This window comes from Anoxybacillus sp., assembly GCF_036834105.1.
In the GTDB taxonomy this organism is placed as follows: Bacteria; Bacillota; Bacilli; order Bacillales; family Anoxybacillaceae; genus Anoxybacillus.
Genome location: NZ_DAITON010000017.1, coordinates 1 through 15,573, shown reverse-complemented (window position 1 = coordinate 15,573; position 15,573 = coordinate 1). Strand labels below are relative to the sequence as shown.

Below are 15,573 nucleotides of genomic sequence, written 5' to 3'. Positions count from 1 at the left end.
CCTACTCCCTCCCTTTGCGATAGCCGTGTGTAAATGTCTCGTCATACAGTTTCGAGCGATACGATTCATCAAGTCGATCAGAAAGCGCCCAGCCTGCTAAAATAAGGGCGTGTTTCCGAATGCCGTGGCGCTGCATATCTTCATGGAGCGTGCCCACGGTAGAACGAACGACTTTTTCATCCGGCCATGTCGCTTTATACACAACGACAACAGGCGTATGCTCGCTCCATCCTGCTTCAAGAAATGCAGCTGTCACTTTTTTCGTCAACGTCGCACTTAAAAAAAGAGCGATGGTACAATGATGTTGCGCCAACGAAGCGAGCTGTTCTTTTTCAGGAACTGGGGTTCTCCCTTCTGCTCGCGTTAAAATGACCGTTTGCGTTAAATTCGGTACGGTCAATTCTACTTGTGCAGCAGCGGCGGCAGCAAATACAGAACTAACTCCCGGCACGATGTCAACGTCAATTCCTTCTTTTCGCAAAAGTACGATTTGTTCCATCGTCGCCCCATAAATGGATGGATCACCAGTGTGAAGACGAACGACGATATGTCCGTTTTTCACTTCTTCGCACATCATGGCAACCATTTGCTTTAAATGCATACCCGATGTACAAAAAATGCGCGCGCCTTCTTTTGCATATGTAAGCAGTTCATCATTGACAAGCGAATCGGTGTAAAAGATGGCGTCCGCTTGCTGCAACAACTTCATCCCTTTCACAGTAATAAGTTCCGGCGAACCGGGCCCAGCCCCGACAATGTATATTTTCACTTTCTCACCACCATTAACGTCAAATATGGTAAAGATGTGTGTTCAAGCTTCGTCACATCCCATATGATTTCTTCATGAGATGTCACTTTTGTTACAACCGCCGCTTTATTGATTAAATTCATCTCTTTTAAAAGCGAGAGAAGGAGCGGCATTGCTTTCGCCACTTTCAAAAACACGACGCAATCGTGATCTTGCAACGCTTTTTTCATCGCGTCATAATCATCTCGGGCTGGGACGATGGCGATCGTCTCATCGCCATCAGCTAGCGGCAACTGCAAGCGAGCCGCTGCCCCATTCATTGATGAAACACCTGGGATGATTTCGATCGGCACGTCTGGATGATATGTTCGCATCGTGCGCATAAAATGAATACATGTGCTATATAAAAGCGGGTCGCCCTCCGTGACGAATGCGACATGCTTTCCTTCACGTAAGTAAGCCCATACCGTTTCTACTGTTTCACTCCACTTTTCTCGCAACAGGCGTTCATCTTTCGTCATCGGAAACACGAGACCAATCATCTGTTTTTCCGTTTTGGAAAAGTAAGCTTCAACAATGTGTTGGGCGTAACTTTTACTCCCGTTCGCCTTTTTTGGATAGGCGATGACATGCGCTTCTTTTAGACGGCGAAAAGCTTTCACTGTCAGCAGTTCCGGATCTCCCGGACCGACGCCAATGCCATATAACGTACCGATCATTCGCTTTCATCCTTTCGTGCTGAAATCATGTATATCGGATTTAATGCATCAAAACGTGTCAATTGTAAAATGGGTTTGCTTCGTGAAAATTGGGCGAGCAAAATATCGACAGCATAACCATGCGTTCGCAATGCCTCTGTCGCTTCATATAACGTTTCGATTGTGACGGCATTGATGACGATGCGCCCACCTTTTTTTAATCGCGTACAACATACGTCGATAATGTCGCGTAAACTTCCTGACGTTCCCCCGATGAAAATCGCATCTGGGTCAGGAAATTGCGCTAATCCTTCAGGCGCTCGTCCGTGCACAAGTGTAAAATCTGCGCGGAACTTTTTCATATTTTTCTGACATATTTCTATATCTAAAGCATTTTTTTCAATCGCAAAAACCGCCCCTTCTCGAGCCATTTTTGCTGCTTCAATCGCTACCGACCCCGTGCACGTCCCAATGTCCCATACAACGCTTCTTTCATGAAGACGGAGAGCTTGTATACTTAGCACGCGTACTTCTTTTTTCGTAATTAGCCCTTTCTCTGGCTTGCGCTGAAAAAATTCAGCATCGTCGATCCCAAACGTCCACTTCTTCCCATCTGTTTTTCTGCGCAAAACGACAATATTTAATGGAGTGAACGAAGCCTCCTTCATCTCTTCCAACGTAAAAAAGCGACAGCGCTCGTTTTCGCCTCCAAGATGCTCCCCGACAAACGCTTCATATTCCGTCATCCCATAAGCCAGCAAATACGAGGCAATGGCAGGCGGATCGTTCGTTTCATCTGTTAAAATCGCTACCTTTTCTTTTCCATCGATTCGCTGTGCTAGCCCTTTCATCGTGCGCCCATGTAAACTAATGACGTACGCATCATGCCAACTTTCTCCCATTTTCGCGAACGCCCATTGCAACGAGCTAACGGATGGATACACAGCAATCGGCATTTTTTTCGCTAAATAGCTGCCGATGCCATAAAACAACGGATCGCCTGAAGCTAAAATAACTGTTTTTTTCGGCTCATTCATTAACGTGGAAACGAGCGATGATAAGTTGTTGCGAATAACAATTGTCTCTCCACGATAATCAGGAAAAAAAGATAGTTGCCGTTCCCCACCAACGAGCCGTTCGCTTTCGTCAATCCATTGTCTATACATTGATGGAAGCGACGCTTTCCCATCAGCCCCGATTCCGATTAGTTTGATCTGTTCCATCGCTTCGCACCGCCTTTCCTAGCAATTGTCCTTTCAACGTATACATTGTCGTTTCCACCGTCATTCCCCCACCTACTTCGCGTAACGCATGTTGACAACAATAGTCACATAACAAATCGAAAAACGTCATATATCCTGCCTCGTACATCATATCGCCGACTTGTGACGCCGTATTCGCCTGTTGAATAGCTTCAACTATGTTTGTTGGAGCACCGCATTGTTCAGCGATACGAGCTAAAAAATGAAAATCGACAGGGGCACTTTTCGAATGTACCATCATGATTCCTTGCGCCACTTTTGAAAATTTGCCCATCATGCCAACGAGCGATACTGTTTTCATGCCAAGCCGCTTGCACTGCTTTAACGTAAAACCGACAAAATCGCCCATCTCAATAAAAGCCTCTTCCCGCAAGTGGCTATATTGTTTCATCGCATAATGCTCACTTCGCCCACCCGTCGTCACGACAACGTGGTCACATCCACAAGCGACAGCGACTTCGAGCGCACGTACAATACTTGCTCGATAGGCGGACGTAGAAAACGGGACGACGATGCCACGCGTTCCTAAAATGGAAATTCCACCTATAATACCGAGCCGCCCGTTTAACGTTTTTTTCGCTATTTCTTCTCCATTCGGAACAGAAATAACGATGCTCACGCCGCATGTCACGCCGTATTTTGTAAGCAATTGATGAGCAACGTCCGTCATCATTTGACGAGGAACGGGATTGATCGCTGCCTCCCCGATCGGAACAGGAAGACCCGGTTTTGTTACTCTTCCTACCCCTTCTCCTCCGTCAATATGGATACCCTCTTCCGTCCAGCTTACCGTTGCAACGATCGAAGCACCGTGCGTGACGTCAGGGTCGTCCCCACCATCTTTTATGACTGTGGCGCTTGCTGCATGTAGATGTACTTCACAAGCAGCGACCGGAAACGTCACCTCCCGACCAATCGGAAGCATGATCGTTGCTTCCGTTTGCTTCATGCCTGTAATGAGCGCAAGCAACGCCGCTTTTGTGGCGGCCGTTGCGCACGCTCCAGTCGTATACCCTTCACGCAAATTTTCCTTTTTCATACTGATTTTCGCTCCGCCAAAATAGACAAGGCGTTCAATGCGGCGACAGTAACTGTGCTCCCTCCTTTTCTTCCGATGTTCGTAATAAACGGAACGTCTAATTTCGCTAATTCTTCTTTTGACTCTGCCGCGGAGACAAACCCGACAGGTAGACCGATAATTAAGCCGGGACGCGCCACTCCTTCTTTTACTAACCGAATTAACTCAAGCAACGCCGTTGGAGCGTTTCCAATCGCAAAAATCCCCCCGTCTGCCTCTTTCACCGCTTTGCGCATCGCCACAATTGCCCGCGTTGTATTTAGCCGTTTTGCTTCTTTCATCACATCTTCATCAGAAATATAGACGTGGATACTTCCACCGTATTTTTCAATGCGCGCTTTATTGATCCCTACTTGTACCATCTGGACGTCAGCCACGATCTTTTTCCCCGCACGAATCGCAGCCGTTCCTGCTTCAATCGCTCGCGGATGAAATAAAAGACTTTTCCCTAATTCAAAATCGGCGCTCGCATGAATGACGCGTTGAACAATGGCATACTGCTCGGGAGTGAACGTATGCTCTCCTATTTCTTCATCAATGATTTGAAAGCTTTTTTGCTCAATTTGTTCTGGTTGCACAGTTATTGGACGAAACATTTACTTTCCCTCCTTTTTTATCTCCCGCTCAAGTGCGCGAATGATGTCAGAAAATTCATCGTACACGTTTGGATAAGCAAGTTTTGGGCGACGAATAACGACCGTTTCGATACCAAGCTCTTGCGCCGCAGCAATTTTTTCATCGACGAAGCCAACCCGTCCGCTTTCTTTCGTCACAAGAAGCGTCACTCCGAAGTGTTTCATAAGTGCAACATCTAACTGTTTCGTAAACGGACCTTGCATCGCAATAATATTTTCTTGTGGAAAGCCCAATTGTTCGCACTTTTCCATATTGTCCTTCCGCGGCAACATACGGGCAATGAGGCGAACATCAGGAAGCGGAAGCAACTGCTCTGCAAAAATGTGTAACGTCTTGCTTCCCGTCGTAAGCATGATGACTCCCCGCTTTTTTGCTGCATACTGTGCCGCCGCTTTATAGCTATCGACAAATGTAACGCGCTCATACGCAATCACGCTTTCTTTTCGCTCATAACGAATGTACGGAACGCACGCTCTTTCTGCAGCTTGCATCGCTTGACGCGACGCCTCTTCCGCGAACGGATGGCTCGCGTCAACGATCGCCTTGACTTGATGTTCGTTTATGAGCGCAATCATTTGTGACGCTGTTAATCGTCCGACGTGGGCATGAATGCCGACATGAGCCATCTGCTCTGCCGCATGTTCGGTAACGACGGTCGCAAAGATGTCATATCCCGCATCGCGAATAGCTAGCGCTAACTGTCTCGCATCGCTTGTTCCTGATAACATCATAATCATGTGCTTCACCTCAATGATCGTGATGGTGATGATGATGGTGATGATGTTCAGCGACATGAAGCCGATATTGACACGTATCACAATTCATATAAACCGAATCATTCAGCGCCTCTTGCAACCGATCAAGTACGATCGTTTGTAGTGCCGGGTGAAACCCAAAATAGTTTGCAAGAGTAAATGAAAGATGCGGATATGTTATTTGAAACTCGGAAACTCGCTTTTCTAACCGTTTGATTAATACGCCTGTAAATAAAAAGTACGGCAAAATCACAATCTTTTTCGCACCGAGTTTGACACATCGGTCGACGGCTTCATCTAATGACGGATTCGTCACCCCCATAAACGCCGGTTCTACAATCGTCTGTTTATTTCGCTCCCAAAATAAGCGGGCAATTTTATACAAATCGCTATTTGCATCTGGATCGCTCCCACCTCGTCCTAATAAAATAATTGCTGTCTCACCGTCCACAACGGCGCCAGCTTCTTGTAAGCGATCGTGCAAAATCGTAAACGTCGCATCGTGTATGCCAAGCGGTCGTCCGTACGTAAATGAGACGTACGGGTAACGTTCTTTTGCCTCATCAATCGCTGCCGGAATATGCAACTTCGAATGGCCAGCTGGAAGTAAAATGATAGGGATGACAATGACTTCCGTTGCTCCTCGTTCGACACAATGAACGATACCATCTGTTACAGACGGAATACCAAATTCTAAAAAACATGTATGCACATAAAACGTCGCATCAATGTGCGGACGAATCGTTTGAACAAACTGTCGTACTTGCTCGTTTCCTTCTTCATCACGGCTCCCATGCCCAACAAACAAAATTGCTTTCACATGTATCACTCCCCACATGCCGCTGGCTCGACGTTCTTCGTCTGTCCGTAAACGAAGCCACCGACTTCTTTTTTTCGTTCAAAAAACTTATGAAATCGTTCGTTTGCATATCCCTCTTCTTTGTATTGCGCAATGATCCGAGCAATCGTTTCAACAAGATCATCGGGATGAATGCCTTCAGCAACAAGCTGTCCAGGATGAGCGTTTCTTCCTACCGTTTTTCCACCTAAAAATAAATCAAACGCCCCTTTGCGATAAACAATCCCAATATCTTCATGAACGGCTCCATAACATGCCATGCCGCACCCGTTAAATCCTACACGCAATTCCTTTGGCAACTTCATGCCACCAAACTGTTTATATAGTTGCTCTGCATAAGGAATCGCATCTTTTTTCTCCCCATCGCAAAAGTCACAAGCTTTCATAACAAACACATCTCCAACAGGCGCGACCGTCAATCCAACTTGTACGAGCGCGCGCACAACTTCATCTGCCCGATTCGTTTCCATCGTCACTTTAAAGTAGTGATCAGGTGTATACGTGATTGTTCCTTGCTCGCCAACGATGCGGGCAAGTTGCACCATTTGCTCAGGCTCCCACGTTTTCTTTGCAATTCCCGGACTGACTGCTACTTCCAATCGTTCTACATTTACTTTTGCATACGCCTCTTCCGCTAGTGAGCGCACATGCGTCAACGCCCACGGCTCTGCTTCTGGACGTAGTCGCTCGTGCGGTTTTAACGGCTGAACGGCACTAGATAAGTTATATTTCCGTTCATAGCCACGCGGTGTAATCATAAGACCGTCATGAACGAACGTAGAGGAGTTTCCAATAATGACTGTCGTCAACATGCCGATGTCGTGCTCTAACATGTCGCCTATATTCGTTAACACGACATGTTGCCGCTCACGATACGCGCTTTTTACAAGACCAACTGGTGTATGTGGCGAACGATACGTCAATAAAATGCGCTGCGCTTCGACAATTTGTTGTGTGCGGCGGCCGCTTTTTGGATTGTATAGCGCAATGACAAAATCTGCCGCAGCTGCTGCTTCAATTCTTTTGGCGATCACATGCCAAGGTGTTAAATGGTCGCTTAAACTAATCGTGCATGCGTCATGCATAATCGGCGCCCCTAACAAAGCGGCACAAGAATGGATGGCCGAAATGCCTGGAATGACTTCCACTTCGATCCCTGTTTCCTTATGCCACCCTTTTTCAATTAACACCTCGTAAACAAGCCCGGCCATACCGTACAGTCCGGCATCTCCGCTCGAGATGACAGCGACGTTTTTTCCGCGTTCTGCCTGCTTTACAGCTTCTTGTGCTCGACTCACTTCTTCCGTCATCCCTGTGCTAATCACTTCTTTTCCACGAATGATGTCTGTAATTAAATCGACATACGTTTTATAACCAACGATAACATCGCTTTCTTCAATCGCTTCACGCGCCCGTTTCGTCATATGGTCAACACTTCCTGGCCCAAAACCGACGACAAACAATTTTCCCATCATGTTTTCACCCCTTTTTCCATCGTTCGATCCATTCAAATAGTTGCTGCTCTGTATACGGCTTGTTTTCCTTCATCCATATGCGTAAAAGAAGAGGAAGCGGCAAACGAAGCTGGTGAAAAATATCTACTTGTGAAAATATAAACGCAGGTGTACCGTGCAAAACGATGCGTCCATCATGCATGACAAACACTTCGTCTGCCCATTGCCATACGAAATCAAAATCATGAGTGATGACAACGAGCGTCGTACCTGCTTCGTGCCACTCATTTAGTTTCATGATGAGGCGCTCGCTCTGTGCAGCATCTAAATAAGCAGCTGGCTCATCGACAATAAGCAACTCCGGTTGAGAGGCCATCGCAACAGCGAGCGACAACCACTTTTTTTGTCCGAGACTGAGATGGTGAATGGGCACGTCTCGCCATTCAGCAAGCGAAAATGTTTTTATCGCTCGTTCGATCCGTTCGCTATTCCCTTGCAAACTAAGCGCAAGCTCCTCTTCGATCGTTGGTGCTAAAAATTGATGTTCTGGATTTTGAAAAACGACGCCGACATGTTGGCGCAAATGTTCCTTTAGACTTTTTCCTTCCCAATACACCTCCCCTTTTGTTGGGCGATAAATGCCGTTTGTATGAAGCAACCATGTTGTTTTTCCACAACCGTTTTTTCCGATCAATGCATATCTTTTGCCACGTTCGATCGTAAGCGATACTCCTTTTAAGACGCGTGCACCGTTTCGGTACGTATAGTGAACATCATGAAACTGCAGCATATAACCCCTCCATGATAAGCAAAACAACGATGCCAAGCGATGCTTCAATGACATACCTTTTTGGCAATTGCTCGTCCGTACACCGCGGAGCTGTAAAAGAGACGTAGCGCGCTCGTTGCGCAATGACCATCGCCTCATATTGATGCAATGTGTGGCGTAACAATTGCGCAACAGCAAGTGAAGCGATCCGCCAATTTCGTTCTCCTTGTCTCACGCGCACCGTAACAAACAGCTCTCTTGCTGCCTTTTCCAACATGAAAATGAAACGATACGTTAACAATAGAAGCTCTATTAGTACACGCGGGATGCGCAATGTTTGTAGTGCGCATGCCAAGCGAAAAAATGGCGTTGTTGCGGCAAGAAAAAAGAGAACGAGCGAGCATGTAAACGCCCGTAAACAAATCGTACCTACATAGGAAACGTCCACAACATCACCATCAAATGAAAGAAGAAGCGGTGCGCTACTCCAAAGAATGACGAGCGAAAAAAGTAAACAAACACGTAAGCAAGCACGCCACGGTAAGCGCGCATAAACAATGAGCCAAATGAGCATCCATCCGATCGTAAGCAGCCGACCGATATTCGTTCCAATCATCGCCCATATAAGCAAAATAAATGAAAATGTCAGTTTAAATGTCGCCCGAAGTTTCGCAAGCCGATTGCGATACGCCCATTCGTCAAGCCAGCTAACCATTTCGTTTTCGCCCTCTATACAAGCCGATAATGTAGCCAATCACTCCCGCTCCAATTGCCGCCTGCAATGAAAATAGCAACGTTTCTACTTCCCCGCCGGGCGGTTCAAAAAACACATCGAACCACGGTTCATAGTTGGGCGCAAGTTGTTGAATCATCTCTTCCGCAAGCGCATCCGCCCCAGCAAACTCCGTATGTTTTACAACGACGAGCGGCAAAACGATCAAAAGTGCGGCAAGGAAAAGCAATAGTCGATTGTTCATTTAGCAGACGCCCCTTTCTGTTGCAATATATTTAATTCATGTTTCACGTACGTATGTAAAAAATTCCATACAACAACAGTCAGAAGCCCTTCGGTAATTGCAAGCGGTATTTGTGTCACAGCAAAAATGGAAGCAAACTTTAAGAACGCCCCCCATACCCCACCTGTTGCATCTGGAAATGCTAGCGCAAGTTGTATCGATGTCATCACATACGTAGCTAAATTGGCAAACATCGCCGCCACAAAAACAGAAAGGCGCATTGAAATGCGAAGCTTTTGGCATACAACAAACAACACGTACGCTACAAACGGACCAATAACCGCCATCGAAAACGCATTTGCACCGAGCGTTGTCAATCCGCCATGCGCAAGCAATAATGCTTGAAACATTAACACAGCCGTACCGATGACCGTCATGACAAACGGCCCAAATAACAGCGCACCGAGACCTGTCCCTGTCGGATGCGAACTGCTTCCTGTGACAGATGGAATTTTTAAAGCGGAAAGAACGAATGTAAATGCGGTCGCTAGCGCAAGCAACATTTTCATTTCCGGCTGTTGTTTTACGATGCGCGTCATCGTCCGTAAACCGACAAAGAAAAATGGCAAAAATAACAACCACCAAACGAGCGCCCAATGCCAAGGTAAAAATCCTTCCATAATGTGCATCGCATATACTGAAGGTGAAAGCGCAAATAAAACGTAGACAGTCAAGCATGTACAAACGATCCACCATACGTTTCGCTTCATTTTTCTTTCCCCCTTGTCGCAACGCTATGTTTAGGCATCACAAATCCTGTATGTTCATACGTATACGTGACGTAATCGCGCAATATGTTCCCGTCACGTACATGATTTCGTATGATGTCCCTTCCTATTTGTTCATCAATCGTACGATACCAAACACCTTCTGGATAAACGATGACGACACATGCGTCTTCGCAGCGACCGTTGCATCGTGTACGCGTCGTATGAACGCGCCCATGTAACTGCAACCGATCAATTTCATCGCGAATCGCTTGCGTCACCTCTTCCCCTCCTTTTCTCATGCAGCTTCCCCCGTTGCAAATAAGCACGTGATGTGTCGTTCCTTGTAAATTCCATGTTGCCATATATGTCGCCCCTTTTTTCCAAAATAAAAAAGCACCTCTAGGTAGAGGTGCAGAAAAAACGAAACATTCAAACAATCATGCATTCACAACCGTTGTATCTCTTATGGCGATTGCTTATCATGTATTCACAACCGTTGCTTCCCATCGTCTCCGCACGTCCACCTATATTCCCGTAGGCAGCCGACGTATCGCAAGCAGGCAGGTCTCCTGGCTTAGGTTCATCATTTCGTTGCGCCTTCCCAAAAATCAGTGGCATATTGCAACGAAACTCCCCATCACAGTGGCGGGTACCGCGACGGCTTTGCACCGTTCTTCCCTTTTAAGCATACGGACGTATGCACCGTACTTGCTCATCGTATATATTTTTCAAAGAGCGTAAATGTTAAGAATATAATACACCATTTTTTTCTTCTCGCCTAGCCCGTTGATAAAAAAACACCTTCCTATTCAGAAGGTGCTTTGTAATAATCGCATGAAAACCGTTTGACGAGCGTATGTGGAATAATGATGCGTTTAATTGGCTCATTCGGGTTTTCGATTTGTTGAATTAAATTTCTTGCTGCTTCAAAGCCGAGCTGGAAAATGTTAATGTCTACCGATGTTAATGGCGGACGGGAAATTTCTGATAAAAGCACGTTGTTAAAGCTCACGATCGACAAATCGGCTGGTACGCTTAAGCCCATTTCCGCAAGCGTATTTAACACGCCGAGCGCCATTAAATCGTCGGCGACAACGAGCGCAGTCGGCGGTTCAGCTAACGAAAGCAACCCTTTCATCGCCTCTTGGCCGCCCTCTTTTAAAAATTCTTCATGCACGATGTAATCTTTTCGATACGAAAGACTAGCCGATTTTAATGCCTTTTCATATCCGCGCAAACGATCCATCGTCACGACGAGATTTACATTTCCTCCGACAAAAGCGATGCGTTCATGACCGAGCTCAATTAAATATTCCGTCGCCTCGCGCGCGGCGCGAACGTTATCGTTATCAACGTGCGTAATTTGCTCCGCTTTTTTATGCGGTTTACCAATGACGACAAACGGCACGTCTTCTTTTTGTAAATACGCCATAATTTTATCGTTCGCGCGCGAATACAGCAAAATCACCCCATCGACGCGCTTTCCTTGCACCATATGGACGACGCCTTCATAAATTTCCGCTTCCGTCTCCCCTGTCGACAACTGCAACGCATATTGTCGATCATGCACCGCTTTGCTAATGCCGCGAATGACTTCGGGGAAAAACGGGTTTTGAAACGCTTTATCGGCTGAACTTGGCATAATTAAGCCGATCACTTGCGTCAATTTATTTGCTAAACTGCGGGCGATAAAATTCGGATGATAGCCGAGCTCTTTCATCGCTTCGCGCACTTTTTTCTTCGTCTTTTCACTAATGCGCGGACTGTCAGCAATGACGCGCGAAACGGTCGATGGTGCCACGTTCGCTCGTTTCGCTACATCTTTAATCGTTACTGTCATAAAAATCCCCCATCTCTTACAAAACAAACGTGTTTGTCGCTTCATCGACAAATCTTTGTTCATCGTTAACTATGACCGTTGACGGCACATATCCAACAAACACGACACGCATACGCCACGGCGTTTGATACGTCCCTTCCGCCTCGACGTGAAAATGAACGGTATCGTGTGAAAATACCGCACGAATGTGCATGTTCACATACTCTCCTTTTTCATATGCAAACGTTGTGCCGTCATCATCGTATAACGTATATGATGATGTTCCTTCCTCCATCGTATACACATACAACGTCAACTGTTCGTCCGCAATGGACGTCGATTGTTTTACTTCGGCGCGGGCAATCATCGCCCCTTCTTTTACAAATATCGGCAAGCGGTCAAGCGGCGCTTCGACAATATATCGTCTGCCGCCTTCAAATTTTTCTTTCGTCCAATAATCGATCCAACGCCCTTTCGGAAAATAGACGAGGCGATGGAACGTGTGCGGACGCATGACCGGCGCGATCATGACTTCATTGCCGACCATAAATTGATCCGATATGTTCCACGTTTCAGCATCGTCCGGATATTCCAACATGAGCGGGCGCATCATCGGCACACCTGTTTGATATGCTTCAAAACATAACGTGTACAAATGTGGGAGCCACTCGTAGCGCAACTCAATATATCGCTTCACCATCTGTTCATATGTTTCACCGAACGCCCACGGTTCTTGACGGGCGAAACCAATTGCACAATGATTGCGGAAATATGGGAAAAAGGCGCCGACTTGCGTCCAACGAACAAGCAATTCCCCATGAGCATCGTGAGCGAAGCCGCCCACATCCGCCCCACAAAATGCAACGGCAGATAATCCTAAATTTAAACACATCGGCAAAGATAGTTCAAGATGTTCCCAAAAACTGCGGTTGTCTCCTGTCCACACAGCAGCATACCGGTGAATGCCTGAAAAACCGGCGCGCGTTAACACAAACGGACGCTTCCCTTTCAGTTGCTTTTTCAATCCGTTGTACGTCGCTTCCGTCATCATCATTCCGTATATGTTATGCACTTGACGATGCGTTTTCCATCCGTCATGAACGACTTGATCGTCCATCGTTTTCTTTTCATTAAACACAGACGGCTCATTCATATCGTTCCAAATGCCTTCGATACCGATGCTCGTGTAAAACGCATGTTGTTCGCCCCACCATTTGCGCACTTTTTTCTTCAAAAAGTCAGGAAACACGCTCGTCCCTGGCCAAACGTCTCCTTTAAACAACGTTCCGTCTGCATATTTACAAAAATAATCTTTTTGCACGCCATCGCGATACGTATCGTACTCTGCGTCTACTTTCACGCCCGGATCAACAATTGGAACGATGCGAACCCCTTGTTCGCTCGCGTATTGAACGAGCGATTTCGGATGTGGAAACCGATGTTGATCGAACGTAAATACACGATATTCGTCCATATAATGAATATCTAAATATATCGCATCAAGAGGAATACGTTTCGCGCGAAATGTATCAATTAATTCACGCACTTCTTGTTCCGTTTCATAACTATAGCGCGACTGATGATAACCGAGCGCCCACTTTGGCGGCAGCGGCATGCGGCCAACGAGATGCGTATATTGCGTCAACACATCTTTTGGATGCGGACCGGCAAACACGTAATAGTCGATCGCACCACCTTCTGACGTGAACGTATAAAACGATTCATGCCGCAAGTCAAACGTCGTTTCATACGTATGATCGAAAAAGATGCCATGTGCATGTCCGTCCTTTAACACGATCATGTACGGATGCGACTGGTATAGCGGATCTGTTTCTAAATTGTGCGGGGCATACACATCTGTATTCCACATCTTCCATACCGCTCCGCGTTTATTTAACACTCCTGTTTTTTCACCTAAGCCGTACACGACATCGGTCGGAGCGAGGGCGTGCGCACAGCGTATGCGTCCTTTCGCTTGAAAACGAACCGGCTCGACATCGCGTACAAGCACCGTCCCTTCTCGATCATAAACCGTTATACGAAACGGACTTCGTTCAATTACGACCGTCAGCGCATTCGTTTTTAACTCCCAACCATTTTCCACTTCCTGCACATGCATCGTCACTTTCTCTGGCGCTGCCACGACCGCTGGACTAACGGAAGCGTACTTTTGAGCAAACGGATCGATCATGATCCGAACGATATCGTCACGATAAAAATGAATTTTACCCGATGCCCCCTCGCACGTAAATGAAATGATTTGCTTTTTTTCTTCAATTTTTTGCACATCGCCAACCGATTGCCACGCACCTGTTTCACTCGTATCATTTGTCGGCCGAATCGCAAAGCTCGTCTCCTCTAGCATACACGCCGCCCCCTATCGTTATGATCGCTTCCGTTTTCGCGCTAAATATAAAAACAGTCCAAACGAAGCGTACACCGCCACAAGCGCCGCAATAAACGGAATGTTTAATCCTGTTTTCGGCGCCAACACGTAAATTTCCGCTGTTTCGCGATCTAAAATGATATCATACTTGCCATCTTTGCTACGGACTAAATCGCCAGCAAGCAAGCCGCGCAACTCTTTTCCTTGTTCTAGTTCGTCAGTTAACGTCACTTTTTGCGTTTTTGACGTGTTGTTAATGGCGATGACCGTTGTTTCCTCTTCATACGTCCGTTTAAACACAGCCATGCCGCCTTGTTCATACAACAGTTCAAAATCACCGCGGCGAAGCGACGGCAATTGTTCACGCAATTCACCGAGCTTTGTCACATAGTCAATTAACTCCTTATCCGTGCGGAAATTCATTAAACGTCGATTATCCGGATCTTCTCCACCATCAAGCGCGATTTCCGTTCCGTAATACATAATCGGAATGCCCGGGGCGCTGAACAAATACGTTAAACCAAGCTTTAAGCGCGTCACCGGATTGATGCGATTTTGTAACGCTAAGCGAGTAAAGCGAACGGTATCATGATTATCTAAAAACGTTCCGAGCAAATACGGCTCGTCATAAAACGCCACGTTGCGCTTCCAAACGTTATACAGCGGTTCAAGCGATTGATCGACGTTTGAAAAAATCGCCGACGCCTCTTTATAAAATGGAAAATCGATTAATGCATCGATGCCAAGCTTCCCATATTGCGCTACGTAACGCGGATCATCGTGCCATACTTCACCAAGCAAAAAAAAGTCTTCCTTCACTGACTTCACTTCTTTTGCGAACTCTTCCCAAAACCATTTCGGTACATGTTTAACCGTATCTAAGCGATATCCGTCAATGTCCGTTTCTTGAATCCACCATTTCGCAACATCGAATAAATACGCTTTCACTTCCGGATTTTCTTGCGCTAAATCTGGAAGGCCAAACAGCCAGCCGTTTTCAACTTCCTGTTGATCGGCCCAGTTGAAAATGTCTTTTTTCTCATGAAACCAATCTTTTTTTGCAGGATCGTTCAGCCACGGGTGGTTGTAGCCTGTATGATTGACAACGAAATCTAAAATGACTTTCATATCTCGTTTATGCGCTTCTTTTACAAGCCGTTTCACATCATCTAGCGTGCCAAAATGTTCTTCCACTTTGTAAAAATCTTCAATCCAATAGCCGTGGTAGCCGCCTGTTTCGTTCGCAAAAATGGGGGTAAGCCAAATAGCTGTAAAGCCCATGTTCTTTATGTAGTCGAGCTTGTCAATAACCCCTTGCAAGTCGCCACCGTGATACGCTTTCGGATCGTGTACATCGACGTCGTAGTCATTTTTCGGATTCCC

At 46.3% G+C, this 15,573-nt stretch carries 16 protein-coding genes and 1 riboswitch; all 16 genes read right to left on the bottom strand.

From position 1 onward, the window contains the following. Position 1: 1 nt before the first annotated feature. Positions 2–769, bottom strand: a complete 768-nt coding sequence (gene cobM / locus V7Z64_RS03465) for a precorrin-4 C(11)-methyltransferase (protein WP_297990609.1) — start codon at positions 767–769, stop codon at positions 2–4. Further along, entirely contained in the window at positions 766–1,467 is a 702-nt protein-coding gene (gene cobI / locus V7Z64_RS03460; protein WP_297990608.1) for a precorrin-2 C(20)-methyltransferase, read from the bottom strand. Before cobI ends, cobM begins: the two co-directional genes overlap by 4 nt. Then, on the bottom strand, positions 1,464–2,669 hold the full coding sequence (gene cbiE / locus V7Z64_RS03455; RefSeq protein WP_297990607.1) for a precorrin-6y C5,15-methyltransferase (decarboxylating) subunit CbiE: 1,206 nt from the start codon (positions 2,667–2,669) through the stop codon (positions 1,464–1,466). The genes cobI and cbiE overlap by 4 nt, the downstream gene beginning before the upstream one ends. After that, entirely contained in the window at positions 2,635–3,747 is a 1,113-nt protein-coding gene (locus V7Z64_RS03450) for a cobalt-precorrin-5B (C(1))-methyltransferase (RefSeq protein WP_297990606.1), read from the bottom strand. Before V7Z64_RS03450 ends, cbiE begins: the two co-directional genes overlap by 35 nt. Next, positions 3,744–4,382 (bottom strand): precorrin-8X methylmutase, encoded by a 639-nt coding sequence (locus V7Z64_RS03445; protein ID WP_297990605.1) that lies wholly within the window; start codon positions 4,380–4,382, stop codon positions 3,744–3,746. Before V7Z64_RS03445 ends, V7Z64_RS03450 begins: the two co-directional genes overlap by 4 nt. Continuing rightward, positions 4,383–5,159, bottom strand: coding sequence for a precorrin-6A reductase (cobK, locus tag V7Z64_RS03440; RefSeq protein ID WP_297990604.1), 777 nt, complete (start codon positions 5,157–5,159; stop codon positions 4,383–4,385). It lies immediately after the preceding gene. A gap of 10 nt (positions 5,160–5,169) precedes the next feature. Continuing rightward, entirely contained in the window at positions 5,170–5,997 is an 828-nt protein-coding gene (locus tag V7Z64_RS03435) for a sirohydrochlorin chelatase (protein WP_297990603.1), read from the bottom strand. Positions 5,998–6,002: 5 nt separating this feature from the next. Further along, positions 6,003–7,511: a precorrin-3B C(17)-methyltransferase gene (cobJ, locus tag V7Z64_RS03430; protein ID WP_297990602.1), complete on the bottom strand. Its 1,509-nt coding sequence runs from the start codon at positions 7,509–7,511 to the stop codon at positions 6,003–6,005. A gap of 4 nt (positions 7,512–7,515) precedes the next feature. Next, positions 7,516–8,280: an energy-coupling factor ABC transporter ATP-binding protein gene (locus V7Z64_RS03425; RefSeq protein ID WP_297990601.1), complete on the bottom strand. Its 765-nt coding sequence runs from the start codon at positions 8,278–8,280 to the stop codon at positions 7,516–7,518. Then, positions 8,264–8,974, bottom strand: a complete 711-nt coding sequence (locus V7Z64_RS03420) for a CbiQ family ECF transporter T component (RefSeq protein ID WP_297990600.1) — start codon at positions 8,972–8,974, stop codon at positions 8,264–8,266. The genes V7Z64_RS03425 and V7Z64_RS03420 overlap by 17 nt, the downstream gene beginning before the upstream one ends. Next, positions 8,967–9,236 carry an energy-coupling factor ABC transporter substrate-binding protein gene (locus tag V7Z64_RS03415; protein WP_004891947.1) on the bottom strand — a complete coding sequence of 90 codons (270 nt, stop codon included), beginning with the start codon at positions 9,234–9,236 and terminating at the stop codon, positions 8,967–8,969. Before V7Z64_RS03415 ends, V7Z64_RS03420 begins: the two co-directional genes overlap by 8 nt. Continuing rightward, complete coding sequence (locus V7Z64_RS03410) at positions 9,233–9,985, bottom strand: energy-coupling factor ABC transporter permease (protein WP_297990599.1); 753 nt, start codon at positions 9,983–9,985, stop codon at positions 9,233–9,235. Before V7Z64_RS03410 ends, V7Z64_RS03415 begins: the two co-directional genes overlap by 4 nt. Further along, positions 9,982–10,347 carry a (2Fe-2S) ferredoxin domain-containing protein gene (locus V7Z64_RS03405; protein WP_297990598.1) on the bottom strand — a complete coding sequence of 122 codons (366 nt, stop codon included), beginning with the start codon at positions 10,345–10,347 and terminating at the stop codon, positions 9,982–9,984. Before V7Z64_RS03405 ends, V7Z64_RS03410 begins: the two co-directional genes overlap by 4 nt. 180 nt (positions 10,348–10,527) lie before the next feature. Then, positions 10,528–10,708, bottom strand: a riboswitch (cobalamin riboswitch). A gap of 82 nt (positions 10,709–10,790) precedes the next feature. Beyond that, a complete protein-coding gene (locus V7Z64_RS03400) occupies positions 10,791–11,825 on the bottom strand; it encodes a LacI family DNA-binding transcriptional regulator (protein ID WP_297990597.1) in 1,035 nt (344 codons plus the stop codon). Between the two features lie 16 nt (positions 11,826–11,841). Continuing rightward, positions 11,842–14,169, bottom strand: a complete 2,328-nt coding sequence (locus V7Z64_RS03395; protein ID WP_297990596.1) for a glycoside hydrolase family 31 protein — start codon at positions 14,167–14,169, stop codon at positions 11,842–11,844. An 18-nt stretch (positions 14,170–14,187) separates the two neighbouring features. Then, a partial coding sequence (locus V7Z64_RS03390) for an alpha-amylase family glycosyl hydrolase (protein WP_334109321.1) occupies positions 14,188–15,573 on the bottom strand: 1,386 nt, incomplete at its 5' end.